Annotated in this window: 25 protein-coding genes; 11 read left to right on the top strand and 14 right to left on the bottom strand. The window is 60.5% G+C overall.

Annotated elements, in window-relative coordinates; all coding sequences use genetic code 11:
- Window positions 1-15 precede the first annotated feature (15 nt).
- The 5 genes from AC2YI2_RS25175 to AC2YI2_RS25155 form a co-directional block, all read right to left on the bottom strand.
- Entirely contained in the window at window positions 16-1,854 is a 1,839-nt protein-coding gene (locus AC2YI2_RS25175) for a methyl-accepting chemotaxis protein (RefSeq protein ID WP_487389265.1), read from the bottom strand.
- A 288-nt stretch (window positions 1,855-2,142) separates the two neighbouring features.
- The gene (locus tag AC2YI2_RS25170) at window positions 2,143-3,324 is read right to left on the bottom strand and encodes a hypothetical protein (RefSeq protein ID WP_487389264.1); all 1,182 of its coding nucleotides are present in this window, start codon (window positions 3,322-3,324) and stop codon (window positions 2,143-2,145) included.
- Window positions 3,325-3,613: 289 nt separating this feature from the next.
- Window positions 3,614-4,405, bottom strand: coding sequence for a molybdopterin-dependent oxidoreductase (locus AC2YI2_RS25165; RefSeq protein WP_487389263.1), 792 nt, complete (start codon window positions 4,403-4,405; stop codon window positions 3,614-3,616).
- On the bottom strand, window positions 4,402-5,244 hold the full coding sequence (locus AC2YI2_RS25160; RefSeq protein ID WP_487389262.1) for a cytochrome b/b6 domain-containing protein: 843 nt from the start codon (window positions 5,242-5,244) through the stop codon (window positions 4,402-4,404). The genes AC2YI2_RS25165 and AC2YI2_RS25160 overlap by 4 nt, the downstream gene beginning before the upstream one ends.
- 76 nt (window positions 5,245-5,320) lie before the next feature.
- On the bottom strand, window positions 5,321-5,866 hold the full coding sequence (locus tag AC2YI2_RS25155; protein WP_487389430.1) for a fasciclin domain-containing protein: 546 nt from the start codon (window positions 5,864-5,866) through the stop codon (window positions 5,321-5,323).
- A gap of 7 nt (window positions 5,867-5,873) precedes the next feature.
- Between AC2YI2_RS25155 and AC2YI2_RS25150 the strand changes: the two genes are divergently transcribed.
- Window positions 5,874-6,071, top strand: a complete 198-nt coding sequence (locus AC2YI2_RS25150) for a hypothetical protein (protein WP_487389261.1) — start codon at window positions 5,874-5,876, stop codon at window positions 6,069-6,071.
- 18 nt (window positions 6,072-6,089) lie between these two features.
- Window positions 6,090-8,342 carry a DNA topoisomerase IV subunit A gene (parC, locus tag AC2YI2_RS25145; RefSeq protein ID WP_487389260.1) on the top strand — a complete coding sequence of 751 codons (2,253 nt, stop codon included), beginning with the start codon at window positions 6,090-6,092 and terminating at the stop codon, window positions 8,340-8,342.
- Here parC and AC2YI2_RS25140 read toward each other — a convergent pair whose 3' ends face one another.
- From AC2YI2_RS25140 to hemB, 7 genes are all read right to left on the bottom strand, one after another.
- Complete coding sequence (locus AC2YI2_RS25140) at window positions 8,343-8,726, bottom strand: type II toxin-antitoxin system death-on-curing family toxin (protein ID WP_487389259.1); 384 nt, start codon at window positions 8,724-8,726, stop codon at window positions 8,343-8,345.
- Window positions 8,723-8,944 (bottom strand): AbrB/MazE/SpoVT family DNA-binding domain-containing protein, encoded by a 222-nt coding sequence (locus tag AC2YI2_RS25135; protein ID WP_487389258.1) that lies wholly within the window; start codon window positions 8,942-8,944, stop codon window positions 8,723-8,725. Before AC2YI2_RS25135 ends, AC2YI2_RS25140 begins: the two co-directional genes overlap by 4 nt.
- A 47-nt stretch (window positions 8,945-8,991) precedes the next feature.
- Window positions 8,992-9,870: a DMT family transporter gene (locus tag AC2YI2_RS25130; RefSeq protein ID WP_487389257.1), complete on the bottom strand. Its 879-nt coding sequence runs from the start codon at window positions 9,868-9,870 to the stop codon at window positions 8,992-8,994.
- 21 nt (window positions 9,871-9,891) lie between these two features.
- On the bottom strand, window positions 9,892-10,650 hold the full coding sequence (locus tag AC2YI2_RS25125) for an arginyltransferase (protein ID WP_487389256.1): 759 nt from the start codon (window positions 10,648-10,650) through the stop codon (window positions 9,892-9,894).
- Window positions 10,651-10,759: 109 nt separating this feature from the next.
- A complete protein-coding gene (locus AC2YI2_RS25120; protein WP_487389255.1) occupies window positions 10,760-11,227 on the bottom strand; it encodes an RDD family protein in 468 nt (155 codons plus the stop codon).
- Window positions 11,228-11,298: 71 nt separating this feature from the next.
- Window positions 11,299-12,120 carry an arylamine N-acetyltransferase family protein gene (locus AC2YI2_RS25115; protein WP_487389254.1) on the bottom strand — a complete coding sequence of 274 codons (822 nt, stop codon included), beginning with the start codon at window positions 12,118-12,120 and terminating at the stop codon, window positions 11,299-11,301.
- 2 nt (window positions 12,121-12,122) lie between these two features.
- Window positions 12,123-13,136: a porphobilinogen synthase gene (gene hemB / locus AC2YI2_RS25110; protein WP_487389429.1), complete on the bottom strand. Its 1,014-nt coding sequence runs from the start codon at window positions 13,134-13,136 to the stop codon at window positions 12,123-12,125.
- Window positions 13,137-13,303: 167 nt separating this feature from the next.
- Between hemB and AC2YI2_RS25105 the strand changes: the two genes are divergently transcribed.
- From AC2YI2_RS25105 to AC2YI2_RS25090, 4 genes are all read left to right on the top strand, one after another.
- On the top strand, window positions 13,304-13,741 hold the full coding sequence (locus tag AC2YI2_RS25105) for a DUF6163 family protein (protein WP_487389253.1): 438 nt from the start codon (window positions 13,304-13,306) through the stop codon (window positions 13,739-13,741).
- 149 nt (window positions 13,742-13,890) lie between these two features.
- Complete coding sequence (ldtR, locus tag AC2YI2_RS25100; protein WP_487389252.1) at window positions 13,891-14,403, top strand: transcriptional regulator LdtR; 513 nt, start codon at window positions 13,891-13,893, stop codon at window positions 14,401-14,403.
- Window positions 14,404-14,626: 223 nt separating this feature from the next.
- A complete protein-coding gene (locus tag AC2YI2_RS25095; RefSeq protein WP_487389251.1) occupies window positions 14,627-15,349 on the top strand; it encodes a hypothetical protein in 723 nt (240 codons plus the stop codon).
- A 218-nt stretch (window positions 15,350-15,567) separates the two neighbouring features.
- Window positions 15,568-15,786 carry a DUF4189 domain-containing protein gene (locus AC2YI2_RS25090; protein WP_487389250.1) on the top strand — a complete coding sequence of 73 codons (219 nt, stop codon included), beginning with the start codon at window positions 15,568-15,570 and terminating at the stop codon, window positions 15,784-15,786.
- 194 nt (window positions 15,787-15,980) lie between these two features.
- Here the strand turns inward: AC2YI2_RS25090 and AC2YI2_RS25085 are convergent, their stop codons facing one another.
- Window positions 15,981-16,355 carry a DUF4189 domain-containing protein gene (locus AC2YI2_RS25085; RefSeq protein ID WP_487389249.1) on the bottom strand — a complete coding sequence of 125 codons (375 nt, stop codon included), beginning with the start codon at window positions 16,353-16,355 and terminating at the stop codon, window positions 15,981-15,983.
- 266 nt (window positions 16,356-16,621) lie between these two features.
- On the opposite strand from AC2YI2_RS25085, the gene AC2YI2_RS25080 reads away from it, so the two are divergent.
- Both AC2YI2_RS25080 and AC2YI2_RS25075 read left to right on the top strand, forming a co-directional pair.
- Window positions 16,622-16,801: a hypothetical protein gene (locus AC2YI2_RS25080; protein WP_487389248.1), complete on the top strand. Its 180-nt coding sequence runs from the start codon at window positions 16,622-16,624 to the stop codon at window positions 16,799-16,801.
- A gap of 113 nt (window positions 16,802-16,914) precedes the next feature.
- Window positions 16,915-17,271: a hypothetical protein gene (locus AC2YI2_RS25075; RefSeq protein WP_487389247.1), complete on the top strand. Its 357-nt coding sequence runs from the start codon at window positions 16,915-16,917 to the stop codon at window positions 17,269-17,271.
- A 9-nt stretch (window positions 17,272-17,280) separates the two neighbouring features.
- On the opposite strand, the gene AC2YI2_RS25070 is transcribed toward AC2YI2_RS25075, so the two are convergent.
- Entirely contained in the window at window positions 17,281-17,499 is a 219-nt protein-coding gene (locus AC2YI2_RS25070) for a hypothetical protein (protein ID WP_487389246.1), read from the bottom strand.
- Window positions 17,500-17,670: 171 nt separating this feature from the next.
- On the opposite strand from AC2YI2_RS25070, the gene AC2YI2_RS25065 reads away from it, so the two are divergent.
- From AC2YI2_RS25065 to AC2YI2_RS25055, 3 genes are all read left to right on the top strand, one after another.
- Window positions 17,671-18,255, top strand: coding sequence for a hypothetical protein (locus AC2YI2_RS25065; protein WP_487389245.1), 585 nt, complete (start codon window positions 17,671-17,673; stop codon window positions 18,253-18,255).
- Window positions 18,256-18,488: 233 nt separating this feature from the next.
- A complete protein-coding gene (locus AC2YI2_RS25060; RefSeq protein ID WP_487389244.1) occupies window positions 18,489-19,790 on the top strand; it encodes a L,D-transpeptidase family protein in 1,302 nt (433 codons plus the stop codon).
- A gap of 530 nt (window positions 19,791-20,320) precedes the next feature.
- Window positions 20,321-21,157 (top strand): calcium-binding protein, encoded by an 837-nt coding sequence (locus AC2YI2_RS25055; RefSeq protein ID WP_487389243.1) that lies wholly within the window; start codon window positions 20,321-20,323, stop codon window positions 21,155-21,157.
- Window positions 21,158-21,390 lie beyond the last annotated feature (233 nt).

Raw genomic sequence — 21,390 nt, 5'->3', positions numbered from 1 at the left:
AGGATTCCAGGCCACTCACGCCGCCCGTTGACCCACATGGGATGAGTGTCCATCGCGTATGGTCTTGCGGCGATTGAGCTTGAAGCGGCCGACCAGTTCGGCGAGTTGCTCGGAATCGGCTGAGAGCGAATGGCTTATCGCGGTGGTTTCCTCCACCATGGAAGCATTCTGCTGCGTCATCTGATCTACCGAGTTGACCGCAGAACTGATCTCGCCCAAGCCGATCGACTGCTCGCGAGACGCGGTGGTAATGGCATCGACCTTGAGGTCGATATCGCTGACAAAGCCTTCGATGCGGCCCAGCGCTTCGCCCGTCTCGCCGACCAGCCGCACACCATTGGCTACCTCGTTGCGCGAGTTGGCGATCAGGCCGCCGATCTCCTTGGCCGCTTTCGCGGACCGCTGGGCGAGTTCGCGCACTTCCTGCGCCACGACCGCGAAGCCCTTGCCGGCATCGCCGGCCCGCGCAGCCTCCACCCCGGCATTGAGTGCCAGAAGGTTGGTCTGGAAGGCAATCTGGTCGATGACGTCGATGATCGTGCCGATCTCGCCTGAGGCACTTTCAATGCGCTTCATCGCATCGATCGCCCCGCGGACGACTCCGGTCGAACGGGTGGCGCAATCCTTTGCCTCCCGGACCAGGTCACGCGTCTCGGTCGTCCGCTCGACGGAGGCGCGAACCGTGGAGGTGACCTCCTCAAGGGCGGCGGCAGTCTCTTCGAGTGCGGCGGCCTGTTGCTCGGTGCGTCGGGACAGATTGTCGGCCGCTTCCTGCATCGCGTGTGCATTGTCGGTAATATGGGCAGTCTTGAACAGCACCTGCTCGAGCGTTGACTGGAAGGTTGCGATCGAGTTGTTGAAATCGTGGCGCAACGCTTCGAAGTTCTCGACAAAGGGTTCGTCTATCGTCGTCCGGATGTTGCATTCCGCCAGCCGCTTGAGGCCTGCTCCGAGCGTGTCCACGACAGCCTTGAGGCTTGTTGCTTCCTGTGCACGGATGCGATCGCGCTCGATTCGTTCCTCTTCGGAGAGCTGGCGGCTGTGCTCCATCTCCTCGCGCATACGCTTCCGCTCCATCGCGGCATTGCGGAAGACGTCGACGGACTTCGCTACGCCGCCGATCTCGTCGGCCCGGGAGATAAATGGAACATGTTCGCCGTAGTCACCGGCAGCGAGTTTCCTCATGTAGTCACCGATCGATGCCAGCGGCACTACAGCACGCGCCCGCATGAACCACAGGCCGGCAAGGAAGAGCCCGATCGAGGCGACGCTGCCGGCTAAGGCTGAATTGCCATAGAAATTGTCTTTTTCGGCTGCGGTGACCTGGGTTTTCGCCATATGCGCATTGGCCATGTCGACCAGCGTGTAGACGGCCGCCTGATGATCACGGAATTTGCCCTGCAGGCCGTCGAGAGCCGCATGCATACCCGCGGTGTCACCCTTGCCGCCGGCCTTGGCGAATCCGTTTTCCAGCTCCTGCCAGAAGATATCGCCCTTCTTGAGCACCTCGTCCCGGAGGAAGGACTTCAGGTCGGGCGAGAGTGCTGACGCATCCCAGTACGCCATACGTTCCTCGTAGGATTTCCTCAGCTTCCGGATGAGGTCCAGATTCTGCGGGATGAGTTCCTCGTGGATCGTGGCCTCGTTGGCCATGCCATAGGCTTCGACGACATAGAGCGGTGGCGGGAGGATGTCGGCGACGAGATCCTTGCCGTCGACGATCTCTTGGAAGACTGGCCCGCCCACCTTGAGTTCGTTGAGCGCGAGGCGCTGGATGCCAATGGAGGCCACAAGGCCGAGGGTCACGACGACACCGAAAAGCAGCGTGAGACGGGAGATTGAGAGTCTGAACATCAATAACCTCGTGAACTAGGGAACGAACCTAGCGATGCGGCCTGCAACTCTGTGAGGCCTTGAGGCGAAAATTGACGGTCGGCTGTTAATGATCAGTATAAATTCCGGAAAAGAACGTGAATGAGCAATATTTTTCTGGATTTAGCTGATCAGTGTCAATTGTCTGGGCAATTTCTGCGTGGACTAAGACTTTCGTCTAGAATAGTCCAAGTTGTCAATGTGCGGATCTTGATCTTCATGCGAGCCCGAAAGACATTCTTCCGGGCTCGCCTCGAATCACTCGATTGATCAGTCGTTGGCGGTGACCTGGACGTTCAGCGTCTTGACGAGGTTGGCCGGATCGCCCATCGCGGCGCCCATGATCTGCGGCGCCGGCAGCGGCTGGGCCGGATTGGCGGAAACCGTCAGGCTCTTGGGATCATCGAGATAGGTGCCGACGGCGGCCTCGATCTGCTTCTGCAGGTCGGGCATGTTCATGGCGCCGAGCATCATCGGCATCATGCCCTTGAGCGACTGTGCCATCTGCTTGCCGTCCACGCCCTGCTGCTTGCCGGCGAAGTCGAGCGCCTTGGCGGTGATGCCGGCATCGTCGAAGCGGATGGACGCGCCGTTATAGATTAGCTGCTGTGCAAGGCCCATCATCGACATGCCGAGCGCCTGTTGACCGGCCTGCTTGTCGGGGTTGGTTTCGGACGCCTTGACCGCATCCTGCATTGCCTTGAGGAACTCGAGCGTATAGCCGGAGAGCGAGAACTTGACGTCCAGGCGGCCGACATTCTCGAAATCGAAGGCATATTCGGAGAGCTCGAACTTGCCGTCGGCAAGCGTCCAGGAGCCCTTCATGGTGACTTCGCCCTTGACCGTCTGCAGGCCGAGCGCGGTGATCGCTTCCTGGGCCTTCGGATCGGGAGCCGAGGTCAGGTCGACATTGATGCCCGAAACGGTGGCGTCGAAATCGAACTTGCTCTTGTCTTCGGCGGTGGTGAGATTGGCCTCGACGCCTTCAAGTGCGAAGATCTGCTTGCCATCCTTGGTCGCCGTCATCGCGCCGGAGGAGATGCTTTCGTAGAGCATCATCGACTCGATCGTGCCAGCTTTGGGCTCGTAGGGGATGTTCACGCCCCCCATCGCGATATCGGAAGCGGTGAAGGTCACCCCTTCCTTCGTCGTGTTGATGTTGGGGAAGGCGATCGTCTCGATCGAATAGCTGTCGTCGCCTTCTTCGACATTCTGAAGCGTCACGTCGCCGATCGGGAAAGCCTGGCCGGAGACGCTCACTGTGACACCGGTCAGCGTGACGTTTGCGCCATCGACTGCCGTCGAAGCCGCTTCGACCTTGCCGCCCTGAAGCGCGTAGAGCGCATTGATCTTGGCAAGCACGTCAGCGCCGTCGAGGGCGAAAGCAGAGCTGGCAAAGGAAAGGAACGTCGTGCTGGCGAGCACAACGCCGATGGAGCGTGTGAGTTTCATGGGGGTCCCCTTTCTGAGGTCGAAATTCCGGTGGAAATGCATCCAAAGGCCAATACGGGTCAAGTGTTAAATATATTCGGGCCGGACGTAGAAATCCAAATGAATTCAGACCTTTTTTGGGAGAGGTCGCGGTTTCTCGCGCGGCGTGCCGCGATCGTCCCGCGTGGCCTGCGCAGCATTGCCACCTGGGCTTGTCGGACTGATCAACGCCCGTCTCACGACGCGGCGGCCCTGACAGATCGCGCTCCCGTTTGTCACAGGCGGGGAGGTGGATGTCGCTCCGAAATCGTCAGATCCCGCCATACCAATCGTAACTCGCGGTATCCTCCCAATAGCCGCCCGCCCCGGAACCGAAGCCCACGAGGCTGTCTCCGAGCTCAATCGTGTGGACATACTTCGCCATCTTGTATCCCAGCTGACGCTCGATGCGCACGCGAAGCGGCGCCCCGTTGCGCACCGGCAGGGGCGCTCCGTTGAGTCCATAAGCGACAATCGTCTGGGGATGGCGGGCGTCAACCAGATCGCAGCTTTCATAATAGGGGATCGGGCCCGACAAGCCTCCGTCCATCCGGTCGAAGCAGTGAAACACGACAAATCGCGCCGTGGCCTTGACCCCCACCTGATCGAGAAGCGCGGCGAGCGGCACGCCCGTCCATTTGCCGATGCAGCTCCACCCCTCGACGCAGTCATGCCGGGTGATCTGCGTGCGCGACGGCATGTTGCGAAGCTCGCCGAGGGCAAAAGTCGACGGCCGGTCCACCAGCCCGGTGATAGCGAGGCGGTAGCTAGCGAAGTTCCCGTCCCGCAACGCGAGATATTCGTCTGTCTGCGGGTCGGTCGAGCCGTTCGGATGCAGGCCCTGCCGGATCTCGGTCTCGGCGAATTCCGGCGCCAGCGCGTCGCCGACAAACAGCCGCTGCGCCTGGTAGGTCAGGGAGTTCGTCGCCGCGAGAAACTGCCGGACGCTGCTTTCGTCGCTGCCGAGAAAATCGAAGCGACCGCATCCGGCGAGCGCGGCCGACGTCAGCGCAAGACCGCCGGAGGTCAGCAATCCGCGCCTGGAAATGGTGAAACGGCTCATGTGCGATCTCCCTTGGAAGGTTCTACGTCCGGGTCAGCCCGATACCAGCCGGTGACCATCGAGCGCAGTTCGTTGAGCGGGCCCGCCAGCAAGACCATCGCCATGTGGATGACGAAGAAGCCCACCAGCAGGGCCATGGCGATGAAGTGAATGGTCCTCGCCGTCTGGCGTCCGCCGAAGAGATCGATCAGCCACGGCAGCGCGGCGTTCATCGCCGGCGACATCGTCAGGCCGGTGAGCACGATCAGGGGAAACAGCACGAACAGCACCGAGGCGTAGGCGAGCTTCTGAAGGATGCTGTAGTTGCGGCCATGATGAAAGCGTCCACGTGCGTGATCGGCGACGTCGCGTGGAATGTCTCTGATATCGTCGGACGTGGGTATCAATTGGCGGACATGGCCGTTCAGCAGCGACGCCAGGGCCCACAGCAGGAGCGTTGCCAGCAGCAGCCAGGCAAAGAAGAAATGCACGATGCGGCCAGAGGACAGGTCCTGATTGGACGGGATGGTCGCCCAGGCCGGAAAGGCACGGGCTTCATCGTCGCTGACACCCAGCAGACCTGTCGTGTCGAGCTTGACACCCAGGATCTCCGTGTGGCCGCGCAGACCTTCCCTGGTTTCTTCCGCGCCGATCGACAGGATGGAATTGTCATATTCGAAGCCGGTTTCGGCGCCGACATAGAGCGACGGATGGGCGTTGAAGATCTGCAGGCCCGACAAGAGCAGGAAGAAGAAACATATCGCCCAGATCCAATGCGTCAGCCGCGTGAGCAGGCGCTGGCGATAGATCAGGGGGCCGCGGACGCGGCTGGTTGATGGAGGAACGTCAATGCTTGCCATGGCGGATCGAGGCCTCTCGGTTCGGATTGTCCCGCGCTCGCCAGCCGCGAGCGCGGGCGTGATGCGCCCGTACGAATTACATCTTGGGCAGCAGCACGGTGTCGATCACGTGGATCACGCCGTTGGACTGCTGGACGTCAGCGATCGCGATACGAGCGACACCGCCGTTCTCGTCCTTCAGCGTGATCTTGCCGCCCTCGACGCTGGTGATGATCGTGTAGCCGCCGACCGTGGCGATCGCGTGCATGCCGCCGTCGGCCTTGGTCATCACCTTCACGTCCTTCGACATGGCGTTGGCGGCCGCGACATGGCAGGCGAGGATCTTGGTCAGCTGTTCCTTGTTTTCCGGCTTCAGAAGCATCTCGACCGTACCGGCGGGCAGCTTCCTGAAGGCCTTGTTGGTCGGTGCGAATACGGTGAACGGACCGGCGCCCTGCAGCGTATCAACCAGCCCGGCCGCCTTCACCGCAGCCACCAGCGTCGTGTGGTCGTTCGAGTTGACGGCGTTTTCGATGATGTTCTTGGAGGCATACATCGGAGCACCCCCGACCTTCGGATTGGCCGCCTGGGCGGCCCAGCCAGCCATGGCAAATGCAACGGTTGCCAGCGATGTCGTGAACATGCGTTTCATGACGTTCTTCCCTGTGCTTCGTGTGATGTCCGGGTCGAGCGAACCCGATGTGACAGTTACGGGACGGGAATCGGAAGAGTTTCGGGTTGCGGTGCTTTTTTCCGGCGAAGCGCCGGGAACGATCGCCGTCAATCTTGCTGGTGCCGCCCGGCTGTCCACAGCGCAATCGCGTGGAATCCTTGCCCTCAAGGGCTGATTTGGCTAAAGCAGGCGCATGGGAACAAATGAAAAACCGCCCGGCGGTGGCGGCGACAAGATCCAGCCTATCGACTTGCGGACGGCGCTCGAGGAGCGCTATCTCGCCTATGCGCTGTCGACAATCACACAGCGCGCGCTGCCCGATGTCCGGGACGGCTTGAAACCAGTGCACCGCCGTATCGTGCATGCAATGAGCGAGATGGGCGTCAGGCCCAACACCGCCTACAAGAAATGTGCCCGTATCGTCGGTGACGTCATGGGTAAATTCCACCCGCATGGCGACCAGTCGATCTATGATGCGCTGGTGCGATTGGCGCAGGATTTCGCGATCCGTTACCCGATTGTCGACGGGCAGGGCAATTTCGGCAATATCGACGGCGATAACCCGGCGGCGATGCGCTACACCGAAGCGCGCATGACCGATGTCGCGGCGCTGCTGCTCGAAGGCATCGGCGAGGACGCGGTCGACTTCAAGCCGACCTACAACGAGGAAGACGAGGAGCCGGTCGTTCTGCCCGGCGCCTTCCCGAACCTGCTCGCCAATGGATCATCCGGCATCGCCGTCGGCATGGCGACCAACATCCCGCCGCACAATGTCCATGAGCTCTGTGACGCGGCGCTGCTGCTGATCAAAAAGCCCGAGGCAACGATCGAGGAACTGGTCGATCTCGTTCCCGGTCCTGACCTGCCGACGGGCGGCACGATCATCGACGGCCGCGCCAGCATCATCGAAGCCTATGCGACCGGCCGCGGCGGCTTTCGCGTCCGCGCCCGATGGGTGAAGGAAGATCTGGGCCGGGGCGGCTACCAGATCGTCATCACCGAGATTCCCTATCAGGTGCAGAAGTCGCGGTTGATCGAGAAGATCGCCGAGCTTCTGATCGCTCGCAGGCTACCGCTGCTCGAGGACATCAGGGACGAGTCCGCCGAAGACGTCCGCATCGTGCTCGAGCCGAAGAATCGCACGGTGGATCCGGGGCTCCTGATGGAGTCGCTCTTCCGCCTGACCGAGCTCGAGAACCGCATCTCGCTCAACATGAACGTGCTGTCCATGGGCAAGGTGCCCAAAGTCATGTCCATGAAGGAGGTGCTGGTCGAGTGGCTCGGCCATCGCCGCGAAGTGCTGGTGCGCCGTTCGCGGCATCGGCTCGCCGAGATCGACCGTCGCCTGGAGATATTGAGCGGTTACCTGATCGCCTATCTCAATATCGACGAGGTGATCCGCATCATCCGCGAGGAGGATGAGCCGAAACAGGTCATGATGGTCCGGTTCGAGCTTACCGACCTTCAGGCGGAATCGATCCTCAACATGCGGCTCCGCTCGTTGCGCAAGCTCGAGGAATTCGAGATCCGCAAGGAGTTCGACAGTCTCTCGACCGAGAAGGCCGGCATCGAGGCACTGCTGGGTTCGGAAGACAAGCAGTGGACGACGGTCGCCTGGGAAATCGGCGAAGTGAAGAAGAAGTTCGCCAAGGCGACGCCGCTCGGCAAGCGCCGCACTGATTTCGCTGACGCGCCCGAGACCGACGAGGACGCGATCAGCCAGGCGATGATCGAGAAGGAACCGGTCACCGTCGTTGTTTCCGAAAAGGGCTGGATCCGTGCGCTCAAGGGGCATCTCCAGGACTATTCGACGCTGCAGTTCAAGGAGGGCGACAGTCTCAGGATCGCCTTCCACGCCCAGACGACCGACAAGATCATTATCTTCACGACGGGCGGCAAGGCCTTCACGCTTGGTGCCGACAAGCTGCCCGGCGGCCGCGGTCATGGCGAGCCGCTGCGCATCATGATCGACATGGACAACGATCAGGACGTGCTGACGGCCTTCGTGCTCGACACATCGCGCAAGCTGATCGTGTCGTCGCATCAGGGCTATGGCTTCATCGTGCCGGAGGGCGAACTGGTCGCCAACACACGCAAGGGCAAGCAGATCCTCAATGTCTCGATGCCGGATGAGGCCAAGCTCGTCGTCCATTCCAAGGGCGACCACGTCGCCGTGGTCGGCGAGAACCGCAAGATGCTCGTCTTCCCGATCGCGCAGTTGCCCGAGATGACGCGTGGCAAGGGCGTGCGGCTACAGCGCTACAAGGACGGCGGTATTTCCGACGTCAAGACCTTCGCGCTCGAAGAAGGGCTATCGTGGGATGATTCAGCGGGCCGCAACTTCAACCGCAAGGGCGAGGAACTGATCGAGTGGATCGGCGACCGCGCCACCGCGGGCCGGACAGTGCCGAAGGGTTTCCCGCGGTCGGGCAAGTTCTCGGGGTGATCAGAGTGGAACGCTGAAGTCGCGCAGGAAGCGCGTCGCGCCGTCCTCGTCGATCTCGCCGGCGGCGACAGCCATGACAAAATTGTAGAGATCGGACTCGGACGCGATGATCTTCATCCCGTTGCGTTCGAGAAACACGCCTGCCGTCACGATCGCGATGCGTTTGTTACCGTCAAGGAAAGCGCGGTTCTTTGCCAGTCCGAACAGATAGGCCGCGGCGAGAACGATAAGATCGTCCTCTCCGTAAGCTGCCTTGTTGATGGGGCGTGCAATTGCTGACTCCAGCGCTCCATCGTCGCGAAGGCCGGGCATGCCGCCAAAAGCCTCTATCTGGAAACGTTGAAGAGCCTCGACAATTTCCCGATGGACGAAGACAACGTTCATTCGGCGAGTTTCTTGAGTGCGACCTTGTAGCGATCCATGAACGCACGGCCTATTTCAATTTGGCGGGCAAATTCTTCGTCGGTCGGTTTGAGAAAGATGCCCCCATCCTTCGTCTCGAGGCCAAGCTCATCGCCCTCCTTGAGACCGAACCGGTCAAGCATTTCTTTCGGAATGATGACGCCGACCGAGTTGCCAATCTTTCGAAGCACGATGTTCATGTCATGTCCTCACGTTATAATGAGTTATAACACATGAAGAAGATTATTCAATGCGGCGGGATCGCGTCCTTCCGCATCGTATGCGTCGAGTGCCACACCAGCGCGACGAGGATGATCGCGCCGCCGACCAGCGTAGCGACCGACGGCTCTTCTGAGAAGACGAGCCAGACCCAGACCGGGGCCAGGACCGTTTCCAGGAGATAGAACATGCCGGTCTCGGCGGCGGAAAGAAACTTCGGACCGATGGCGAGCGCCCAGAAGGCGAAGGGAGTGAGGAAAAGGCCATTGAACGCGATCCACCAGGGATCGCTGACTGCATAGCCGACCTTCGTTACCATCAGACCGCCGATGATTGCGGGTAGGACCGCGGCGACGATTGGGGTGAAGCCGAAGTCCTGACGACTGGCGCGGCTGTAGGTGAGCGCGCCGGCGATGGACAACGCCGACGCGCCGGCGGCGAGGTCGCCCCAGATATGGCCGCTCTCGAGGCCGTCCGAGACGATGATGAGCACGCCTGACGTCATGGCCGCCATAGCGATGAACGTTGCCCGACGCGGCTTCTCACCGAGGAAGAGCCAAGAGAGAAGAGCGCCGAACATCGGATTGAAAGCAAGGATGAAAGCGACGTTGGCCGACGTCGTGTTGAATACGGAGAGCATGAAGAACACGGTCGATGCCGCATAAAGGCAGGCGACAATGGCACCGGGCCAACCCGGCACGAGGCGCGGCACGTGGCCTCTGATCAGACGTATGGCGAGCAGCGCCACGATGGCCACCACCACGGTCAGGATCGAACGCACGAACAGGACCGACCAGACATTGCCGTCGGCGAGCCTGAGAACCGGGATGTCGAAAGACAGCGCCAGCCCGCCGAGGAACGTGATGATCACGCCCTTGGCATGAGCGGAAAGATGCGAGAAGGGCATGATGAAATTGATCGGGCGGGGTTATTCGGCCGGCGGAGTGTAGCGCGTCCAGCCCTGCATGAGGAGATGTTCCTGCGGCAGAAACCGTGTCTTGTACGTCATCTTCCGCGACCCCTCGACCCAATAGCCGAGATAGACATGCGGCAGGCCCCTGGCCCGGGCGCGCCGGATATGGTCGAGGATCATGAACGTCCCGAGCGAACGGTCCTCGACCGATGGATCGTAATAGGAATAGACCATCGACAACCCATCTGCCATCAGGTCGGTCAGCGCTGCTGCGACCAGCCGGCCGGCCGGACGCTCGGCGATGCCGTCGCCTTCCTCGCGCAACCGATATTCGATGATGCGCGTGTTGACATGGGTGTCCTCCACCATCATCGCATAGTCGAGCACCGTCATGTCGGACATGCCGCCCGACTGGTGGCGGCTGTCGAGATACCGGCGGAAGAGCGAGAACTGCTCGGTCGACGGCTCGGCCGGATATTCCTTCGAGACGAGGTCGAGATTGGCGGTAGCGACTCGTTTCATCGATCTGGTCGGCTGGAATTCATCGACGATGATGCGCACCGAAACGCAGGCGCGGCAGCCCTCGCAGGCGGGCCGGTAAGCGATATTCTGCGACCGGCGGAACCCGCCCTGGGTCAGAATATCGTTCATCTCCGGCGCGCGCTGGCCTACCAGATGCGTGAACACCTTCCGCTCCACCTGGCCAGACAAATAGGGGCAAGGGGCTGGCGCCGTCATGAAGAACTGCGGGGAAGGATGGGCCTGCGTATTCATTCTTTAGGGAGATTCTCTCGCCACAGGTTGATCGATCAAGCATGGCGAAAGATTGGAAAACGTCAATCCCGGAATATTGGGAGCATCGGCGCCAGGTTCGCTCCCACCCTTAATAGCCCTTGGCGCTTGCCCGTACCATGTAGGTGCCAAGCAGCATATCATGGACCAGACGCCTGCGCTCGGTGAAGAGACCGACGAGCAGCAGGAAAGGCGTGAGCAACGAATTGATGATCCAGAAAGCGAGCACATGAACCATGGCGACGCCGAAATCCATGCGGCGGCCGTCGTCGCGCTCCATTGCAAGATCCATCACCTGCATGCCCGGCGTCGCCTGGCGATCAGAGCCGAGCGTCAGCGCGAAATAGAGGCCTGCAACGATGAAGAAGCTGACGGGATAGAGAAAAAAGCCGAGGCCAAGCGTCAGGATAGAGACGAAGAACAGGATCACCCAGGCCGGGATGAGCAGTACCGCGACGATCGCGTAGTCGATGAGAAATGCCAGCACGCGCCGGGTCAGCACGCCATCGAAGGCGTGGTCGGCGTAGTGGGGCATGGCAGGATCATAAGTGTTTGCCATTCTCGTCTCCAACGGTGAACTCGGATGAAATATGGGAAAGCGCCTGGCCGCCTGCAAGATGGCGCTCTCCGTCAGGGGCGAGATCGGCCGGTGTCGCTCGTGAACCGCTCGAACAGTTCTTGCCATTCAGGCTGAACCTCCAGTTTGAAGACTGTTTCGATTGTCTCCGCCAGAGCCTCGGGGCCGTCCAGCGATCGGACTTCGGCGCTGCCATGCGCGGGCCGGATCATCAGACGGTTGCCGAGCAGCAGGAAACGGGCGTCGGTCGTGGCGCGTGCGAGCATGAGGTCGCGGCGGAACCGCGACTCGGGATGGGTCGAGGTGAAGAGATTGGCTTCGGCCAGATCCTCGTCCGTGGGCGGCTTAGCCAGAATTTCATAGACCGGCGCCCAGTTCTCGCCCATCCGCATCTCGAGCACATGGCCAGCCGAGACTTCACGGAGCCGAAAGGTTTCGAGCGGCGTCGCTTGCGGTTCGCTGGTGTCGAATGCCAGTGGCGCTGTCGGCGTGCCATTGCCAAAACCGGCATCGGCAAGATAGTCGCGGCCATCAAGCCGGACGACGAGAGCCATATGGGTCGCCTTGAGCGGCGGAGCGTCCGCCGGCTGCATCCAGAGAAGGCGGGCGAGGTGGGCGTTGGCCTCGAAGCCGAGCGCCGTGAGCACGGCCAGCAGCAGGCCATTCTGTTCAAAGCAGTAGCCGCCACGTTTGCGTCGTACCAGCTTGTCGAAGATCGCCTCGGGCGCCACGTCGAGTCCCTTGCCGAGCAGGACGTCGATCGCCTCGAAGGGAATGCTCGCAGCGTGGTGACGGACGATAGCGGCCAGGGTGGCGAGATCGGCGGTACGCGGGCCGGCATAGCCGATCCGCGCAAAATAGGCCTCGAGATCCATGATCAGCCCTTGGCCAGGATTTTCGCCACATCCATCGCGAAATAGGTGAGGATGCCATCGCAGCCGGCCCGCTTGAAGCAGAGTAGCTGTTCGAGCATCACCCGCTCGCCGTCGATCCAGCCCTGCGCCGCGGCAGCCTTGACCATCGTGTACTCGCCGGAGACCTGATAGGCGAAGACCGGCAGGCCGAATTCCTGCTTGATGCGCCAGCAGATGTCGAGATAGGGCAGCCCCGGCTTGACCATCAGCATGTCCGCGCCTTCCTCGACATCTAGTGCGGCATCGCGCAGCGCCTCGGTGCCATTCGCGGGGTCGATGTAATAGGTCTTCTTGTCGCCCTTGAGCAGCCCGCCGGTCGAGATCGCCTCGCGGTACGGCCCGTAGTGCGCCGAGGCGAACTTGGTCGCATAGGACATGATGCCGACGTCCTGGTGGCCGGCTTCGTCGAGCGCCCGGCGGATCGCGCCGACGCGGCCATCCATCATGTCCGACGGTGCGATGATGTCGGAGCCCGCATCGGCCTGCATCACGGCGGCGCGGGCGATCGCATCCACCGTTTCGTCATTGACGATAATGCCGTCGCGCAGGATGCCGTCATGGCCGTGGCTGGTGAAGGGGTCGAGGGCGACATCGGTGATGATGCCGATGTCGGGCACCGCCTTCTTGATGGCTCGTGTCGCCTCGTTGATCAGGTTCTGTTCGTGGAGCGAATGCGAGCCGGTGACGTCGCGCAACGAAAGATCCTCGTTCGGGAAGGTCGCAAGGGCGGGGATGCCGAGATCGGCGGCTTCCTTCGCGGCGTCGACGGCCTTGTCGATGCTCATGCGGTTGACGCCGGGCATGGCCGGGATCGGCTCGACGATGCCGGAGCCGGCGACGAGGAAGATCGGCCAGATCAGATCGTCGACCGAGAGCTGGGTCTCGCGCACCAGGCGGCGGGTCCAGTCGGCCTTGCGATTGCGACGCATGCGGCGGTGGCCGGTAATGTGGTCGACGAGATGGGTCTTGCCAGTCATGTCCGGGCCTGTCATGTCGATATCCTCTAGGGCGCGCGAGGTGATTAGCACAGCAACTCGGGGATGGAAAAGGGCGAGGGGAGGTGACAGGTCGTCTCATGGCGGTACAATCGCCGACGCACGCTTCCGATCTGGCCTTGGCCGCTTTGTTGGGTTAGAACGCCGCCATGGCCGATATCGATACATTGCCGCGGCGGACGATTTTCCTGCCCGAGCTTCTGATGACGATCTTCCTGCGGATGGTGGCAGTGGCCTGCCTCTATTTCGCGTTCGAGATCTGGTCGGACCTCATCGGCTACGGCTCAGGGGGCGCGATGAGGATCGATCGTCTCGACACCGACCAGCAGGCGGCGGTCGCCACGCTCGCCGTGCTCTATCCCATTGCGGCGATCGGCCTGTGGCTGCGCGGCTCGTGGGGGCCGGTGGTCTGGACCGTGGCGGCAGTGGTCGAGGTCGCCCGCCATGAAAGCCTGCCGGGAAGCATTTCTGCGGCCACCCCAACGCTCTGGATGGTCGGCTCGACAGCGCTGCTTTACCTCCTGCTCAGGCTCACACTCTGGCTCAAGAAGCCGCCGAAATCAGAGCCGAAATTCGCCGACCGGTAAGCAGATATTCACCAAGACAATGCGTTGCAACTCAGTAAGGTGCCGTTAATCCTATGATTTAAGTAGAATTTTAGGTGGAGGCGCTAGATTGGCTCACATAAGGCGGACAGACAAAAACCAGAGCCGCCGTTAAACAGTGAGGCAGAAAAATGAACGCGAAGCTCAAAGCTCCCGCCCCGCAGGCACTCGACGCACAGGATGAAGTCATCCATAATCTCTACCTCGAAAGCGTCCATCTGGTCGAGCGGCTGCACCGCCGTCTCCTGGATGTCATCAAGGACGAGTTCGACCGTCAGGGCCGCGACGACATCAATGCCGTGCAGGCGCTTCTGCTCTTCAACATCGGCACGTCGGAGCTGACCGCCGGCGAACTTCGCTCCCGCGGCTACTATATGGGCTCGAATGTTTCCTACAACGTGAAGAAGCTCGTCGAACTCGGCTTCATCAACCACGCCCGCTCCCGCATCGACCGCCGCTCGGTCCGCATCTCGCTGACCGACAAGGGACAGGACGTCGCCGAGACGGTGGCAAAACTCTACCAGCGCCATGTCGGCTCGATCCACAAGGTCGGCGGCATCGGCCAGGACGAATTCGGCCAGATGAACAAGCTGCTGCAGCGCCTGGACCGGTTCTGGAACGACCAGATTTTGTATCGTCTCTAAGCAGTGAAGTGCTTACGATAGCTGCATTTCCTCCAGTCATGCGGTGGCGTAATAGGCATAACGGCGTGTGCGAACGCACTCCGTTATGCCTGTTTTTCGTTGTGGTGCCATCGTGCGATTTGCGACGCCTTTGACGTTATGCTGCCGACGGTTGCAATCGCGATTGCCAACTGGCATGGACGATGAGCGGCAAGGGGTGCCGTCAGCGCAGAACGGGGGCATCATGTGGGCGACGACGTTTTCGGTCATCCGCAACAACGCAGTTATCGTTGTTGGCTTTCTCGCCTTCGATACGCTAATCGATATCTTCTCTCGTGAGGCGGCCTCGTATCTGGAGCTGTTGACGCTCGTTTCTACCTGGCTTTTTACCTACTACATTCACCGGGCTGTGCTGTTTGAAGTGCGGTTCGATGTCGCTGGCCTTCTCCGGCCGACCTTCCTTCGTCAGCTCGGACAGTTCTTCTGGCGGTCAATCTGCCTGTCTTTTCTGCTAGGGCTCATCGCGATCATCGTGTCGATCCCGATATTCGTGGCCAGTGGCGGCACTCACATTCGCGAAAATCCGACCGCGGTCATTGCCATAGTGGCGCTATTCCTGGTCGTCGTGCCAGTCGTGTACGCCTGGCTTGGAACCTGGCTGCCGGCCACAGTGTATGGGCAGGCCAGTTCTTTCGCAGAGGCGCGCTCGCGAGGCAAGACAACCTTCTTGCCTGTACTTCGCGACCTGCTGATTCCGACAGCGATCGGCCCGTTCGCTAGCATTCTCCAGGGCACGGGCATACTCGCACTATATCTCCCGGTGCAGATGCAGTTTCATGGCACGGGCGACGATTATCTTCCCATCATCTTGATCATCGCAGGCCACGGTCTGCAGTTGATAGTGACCGCGCTGTATGCTGTGGCACTCAGCCGAGCCTATCAGAACTCGCTTGGGAAAACTGTATAGCGTGGGATCGCCGCCACAGCCAACCTTACATCTGAAACACACGAATTTTGTGATGGCTTGAAGCTCGATGACTGTAGATCAGTTCCCCGGACGGCGCCGCTCAAGCGGCAGGACCGATTAACTCGGTGGTTCGTGGCGTAACGAGGTATTGATTTGCGGCTCTAGACATGCGCATTCTATCACGTCAGGTATAGGCCAAGTCGCAAGGGGAGAGTGAGATGAAATACTTTCTTTCAGCAGTAATTGCACTCGGAGTGCTGGTCACGTCTGAAACATCTGCCTTCGCATGGGGCTGTACCGCTGTCGCCCGAGACGGCGCATACGGCTACAGCTATAACTATCCGACAAAACAGGGTGCCGTTCGGCGAGCGCTGAGAGAGTGCTCGTACCGCAGCTATCGCCGCTGCCGAATTGCCGTGTGCAGGCGTCGGGCCTGATCACGTCATCGGCAAAAATTTTGATTGCTCGGTCGGCTTTTCGTGTGAACGAAAAACGGCGCAGGGAGCCTTTTCGAGTGGCCCTGGCGCCGGAAGGCGAACAAAGAAGGCCCGCCGAAGCGGGCCTGCTTTGCTAAAGGCATTTGAAGCAGTTGGGCAGATCGGGTCGACGTGACCGAGCCCCGCGCCCTGTCTTATCGGTTTTGTGAGCAGGCGCTTATGACGATCTGGCAGCCGCCGCTGCTGTAGTTGGCGCAGGCCTTGAGCGCCTTGCGCTCAGCCCGGTTGATCTTGACGTCCCAGTCCACGCCGTAGCCGCCGTCGGTGCCGGCCGCGAGGGCCGCGCAGCTGTTGGTGAAGTTGTAGACCACCGTGCAGTCGTCCGCATTACAGTAGCTCAGCGCGGCATTGGATGCTGCGTTCTTGGAGTCATAGTTTTTCGACCATCCGCTGGCGCCCGTCGTCTGAGAAAAGGCGATGGCGCCTTCATAGCCTGCCAATGCCGCAGCGGGCAGGACAAAGCTGGTGAATGCAAGGCTAGCGGCCATAGTCATGCTTCTGAATTTCATCTGGGAGCTCCCGTCCGTGATGTTACTAAGATAAGAAAGTCATAATATTGCGTGAGATTTTACTTCACTACTGCAGATCCAGCGGTCTGTTCTGACCTTTTTTGGGGGGTAAGCAAGACATTATTACCTTCTGTACCGCCAGCGCGACGGATCGCGGCAAGATGCGCGGTTGCATGCTCTGCCAGCGCGGGATGAAAGCGCCGCCAAGCCTCACGCAACCGATCTCTGGCAAACGATGGCTGACTTACGATTTTGGAGCCGCCGGAGTGTTACCCTTTCTCTCGATCAAGTTCGTTACCGCGCTGCTGCCCCTCGTGTTCCTCGGCTATATGCTCGGCTGGATGGTGAGTGCTGCTTCGGCCGGCTGGAGCATCAATCCTGCACTCATCATGCTCGACTGTATCGGCATATTGCTCGCGCTCTGGCGCTGCAAAGAGGCGATCTGACCGGCAAGACGCTTGGCAATCGCTTCGGCATTTGCGTTTTCCTTGCAGAAATGCATTGAATTCCGGGCCGTCTGACCCGACATTTATTCCGTAGTTCGGAAAGGTGTTTTGCGATGCTTGTCGTTGTTCTCGCTGCCTGTGCAGTCGTCCTCACATTCGCCGCTGTCGGTCTGATGGCTGCCAAGAAGCGGCTGGTCGAACAGCAGATCAACGAGATCGTCGAGCGCAAGCTCGCGTCGAGCCGTGACGCGCTCACCGTGGAGGTGCTCGATCTTCGCGAGGCCACCAACGTGATGCGCAACCTTCTCCTCGATATCGCCGAGAACGAGGCCACGGCCAAGGTGGTCAATGACGTTCCGGCGGAAGTGCTGACGCGGATCACCGAGAACCGGCTTGCCCGGCGTCGCGAATTGCTCGCCGAGGTCGATGCCGTGATGCGATCGTGCACAATGGTCGACGCGAGCATGTAGCCCTTACGTCTATCCTTCTTTCACCCTGACCGGGCGCCAGACGATCATCTCGCGCTTGCGCTCGAAACTCTGCTCAATGAGCGTGATCTTGCACTGCACGCTGTCGCAGGGTTTGCAGCGGAATTTCAGCGTCTGCGGGTCACGGCCGCGGCCATAGAACAAGGCGAGTTCCTCGGCATAGAACTTCGCCTCGCGGCCGCAAAGTCGGCATTCTGCAACAACCAGCATGCGGTGGCGTCCGGCCCTTCCCAATGTGTCGATCGTGCCTGCCATGAATCGAGACTGGAACATAAAGAGAACATTGACAAGGAATGAGGGGTTGAAGCCAGTGGTCGTATGAAACCCGTCTCACAAAACGTCTTCCCTCCAACGGGCGCTCGCCGCCTTCTGGAGAAACCTATGAACATCCTCAAAACCTTACTGGCCATTATGGCGCTTGTCTTCGTCGCCGGCTGCACCATCGAATCCGACATTATTCTGCCCGATCCGACAGCCGCGGGTGAAGCGATTCCCGGCTTCTCCTCCGACAAGCCGTTCAAGATCGAGACCTTCGACAATGAGAAAGGCACCTACAAGCCCTTCGCGACGCTGACGCCCGAGCGCCAGACCGATGCAGTGCGCTACACGGTCAGCCTGGACGACGGCACACCGAACCGATTGGTGGTCCAGGCGCGCAAGATGGGGGACAACAATTACCTGATCCGATTTGCGCAGACGATCGAGGGCATGCGACCGACGCTGAACGAGAGCGGGCTCGCCTTCATCACGATCGACAAGGATACCTACTACCTGATGAGCAGCATTTCCGACGACGGCTGGCTGGAGGAAATCTTCAAGGGCGAGACGCTGCCGCGCGGGGCAGGGACCTCCAATATCAAGCTCGACACAATGGATCAGGCCGCCAAGATTTCCACGTGGTTCGGCGCGAATTTCACCCGGCTTGGCGACCGCCGCGACTATGTCCGCTTTCGCGTCGTCAAATGATGATGCGAATGACGCGCTCGTAAGTGGCAAGCTGCACAAAAGAGCCACATTGTTGTGACACCCGGAGAGCATATGACGATGGTCATCGGGCGGGGTCACTTTTCGCACCCTCTGGCATTTCCGGAGCGGTGCGATCACGATATTATGAATACTGTGATCCGTGTTTCGTTAACCACGTTCGTGCTAGTGGCAACCGAATAAGTTTGCCGGGACAACAGGAAGGCAGAGCGCATATGTCGGCTAATGACCGCTTTTCATCTCTCTCTCGCAGGACGTTACTGACATCGGCCGGAGCGCTGGGCGCCGCAGCCGTGTCGAGCGCTGCGTTCGGCGAAGTGGCGATGGATGAGATCATCAACGCCCCGCGGCGTGGCAACTGGGATGATCAGTTCGATGCCAAGGCGTCGCGAACGGCGGCTGCCATCACCACCAACAACCCGATTTTCGGCGCGGGGGCTGCGGCCAATCTGCAGCAGGCGATCTACGACTATGAAGCGATCGTCGCCAATGGCGGCTGGCCCAAGGTCAACACCACGGTCAAGCTTAAGATCGGCATGAACGATCCGGCGATTGCAGAACTCCGCAAGCGGCTGATGGTGTCCGGCGACCTCGCCAAGTCGGCCGGCATTTCCAATTCCTACGACTCGCTCGTCGAAGAGGGCGTCAAGCGCTTCCAGGCCCGCCACGGCCTGCCGCTCGACGGCGTGATCGGCAAATATACGCTCGAAGCCATCAACATTCCGGCCGACACGCGCCTGATGCAGCTTCGCACCAATCTCGAGCGCGTCAACGCGATCACCACGGATCTCGGCCAGCGTTACGTGATGGTCAACATTCCGGCAGCCTATATCGAGGCGGTGGAGAACAACCGTGTCGCCCAGCGCCATACGGCCATCGTCGGGCGCATCAGCCGCCCCACGCCGATCCTCGATTCCAAGATCTACAACGTCACGCTCAATCCCTATTGGACCGCGCCGCGCTCGATCGTCGAAAAGGACATCATGCCGCTGATGCGCAAGGATCCGAAATATCTGGCCGACAACAAGATCCGCCTGTTCGACGGCAAGGGCAACGAAGTCGATCCGACGACGATCGACTGGAATGGCGAGGCGCCCGACCTGATGTTCCGCCAGGATCCCGGCAAGATCAATGCAATGGCGTCCACCAAGATCAACTTCCACAACGAGCACGCCACCTACATGCACGACACGCCGTCGCAGGGCCTGTTCAACAAGCTGTCGCGCTTTGAATCCTCGGGCTGCGTCCGCTGCCAGAACGTTCGCGACCTGACGACCTGGATTCTCCGCGATCAGCCGGGCTGGAGCCGCCAGCAGATCGAGGCGACGATCCGGACCGGCGTCAACACGCCCATCCAGGTGACCAACGAAATTCCGATCTATTTCAAATATGTCACCGCCTGGTCGGCCAAGGACCGTGTCGTGCAGTTCCGCGACGACATCTACCAGATGGATGGCGCCCAGGAACTGGCGCTGCAGACCGGCCTCAACCAGGAACCGGCTGTCGTCAACAACTGATCGAAACACACCTCGCATCATCGAGCCGCCTCTGGGAAACTGGGGCGGCTTTTTTTGTGCGGTATCAACCTTTCGGCTTCGCGAAGGACGCGCCCGGGATTTGAGGCATTGATGTTTTCTTGGCCCACGCCCGCCATCTCGAAAGCGTGACGGCCTTTTCGATGCCTGGCCCTGGCGATCTACGAGCTTGCCACCAGCGCTGCGAAATCCACGCGCTGTCGCTTCCTCCGGGCCGGTTTGGGGTCTCGTGGCGGCCGCGGCAATTCTCCATCTCATCGCGACCGATTGGTCCAATATTGGTTAGATTGCCGGTCTGAGACCCCTCCCGGTGCCTGGTGAGTACCGGTGTAGCGAAAAAAAATGATAAGAAAATCAATGCCGCGCGCTCTTTTCGTAGCAATCGTTACAAAGCTCAGCAGTGTCGCGGGGAACAGCCCCAGCGATGAGACGGCCTCACCCTTTGCTCATGAACTGCGGCAGCGACCTCCCAATCAGGCTGCCGTGAACCGAACAGTAAGGATTTGAGTAAGATGGCCCTCTACAAAGGCAACAGCAGTGACGACATCATCAACGGCAGCCTGCTCGACGATGACATCTACGGTAAGGGCGGTAATGATACGCTCTCTGGACTTGACGGCAATGATTTCATCAACGGCGGTGCCGGCGATGACTTCCTCTTCGGCGGCGACGGCGACGACATCCTCGTCGGCGGTAAGGGTACGGACTGGATGCAGGGCGGTGCCGGTGCGGACGAGTTCCGCGGCGGCGAGGGCGTCGACACGGTCGACTATTCCTCGTCTACCACATCCGTGACGGCCTTCCTGGCGCTCAACAGCGCCGGCGGCGGGGATGCGCAAGGCGACACCTATGCTGGCATGGAGAACGTCGTCGGCAGCGCCTATGACGACCTGCTGCAGGCGGGCGTTGGCGGTTTCGCGGCCGGCGGCTCCGGCGCCGATACGATGTATGGCGGCGGCACGGTCTTCACCAACGAGGACGGCGGTCGTCTGCGCGGTGACGCGGGCTACGACGAACTTTCGATGTACTACGGCGCGACGGAAGCCCAGCTGCAGAACGGCCAGGGCTATGATACGCTCTACGGCTTCGACGAAGGCACCGACGCGTTCTTCATCAAGCTCTCGGATTTCGGCCTCGGCGATACGTTCGACGTAAGCGAGATACGGAACTCCCTCACCGGAACGGCGAGCGGCACCAACGCCCAGTTCATCTATGAGGACGATGTCGGCAAGCTCTGGTTCGACAACAACGGCTCCGACGCCGGCGGCAAGATCCTTGTTGCCCTTCTCGACGGCGCGACGATCGACGGCAACAATCTCGGCGTCGACGACTTCAACTGGGTAGTCTGATTGTGCGGCCCATAGTTCGGTCCATCTGCGCGGCAGCGCAGGTGAGATAGAACGGTGAGATGCCAGCCGGTTCTGGTTTGGCTCGAACGACAGAAAGGACGGTGGCTTCACTCTTATCGCCACCCTTTGGGGCTTCGACCATCCAGGACGACAGTCTCGATTGGCAGCCGGCGCCGCGAGCGCCGGCTGCCTGCATTTCGTGATGAAGATCTTGCCGGCGAAGGGAGTCGTTC

The organism is Rhizobium sp. SRI_017 (assembly GCF_057586295.1).
This window is presented reverse-complemented; position numbering and strand designations above follow the sequence as displayed.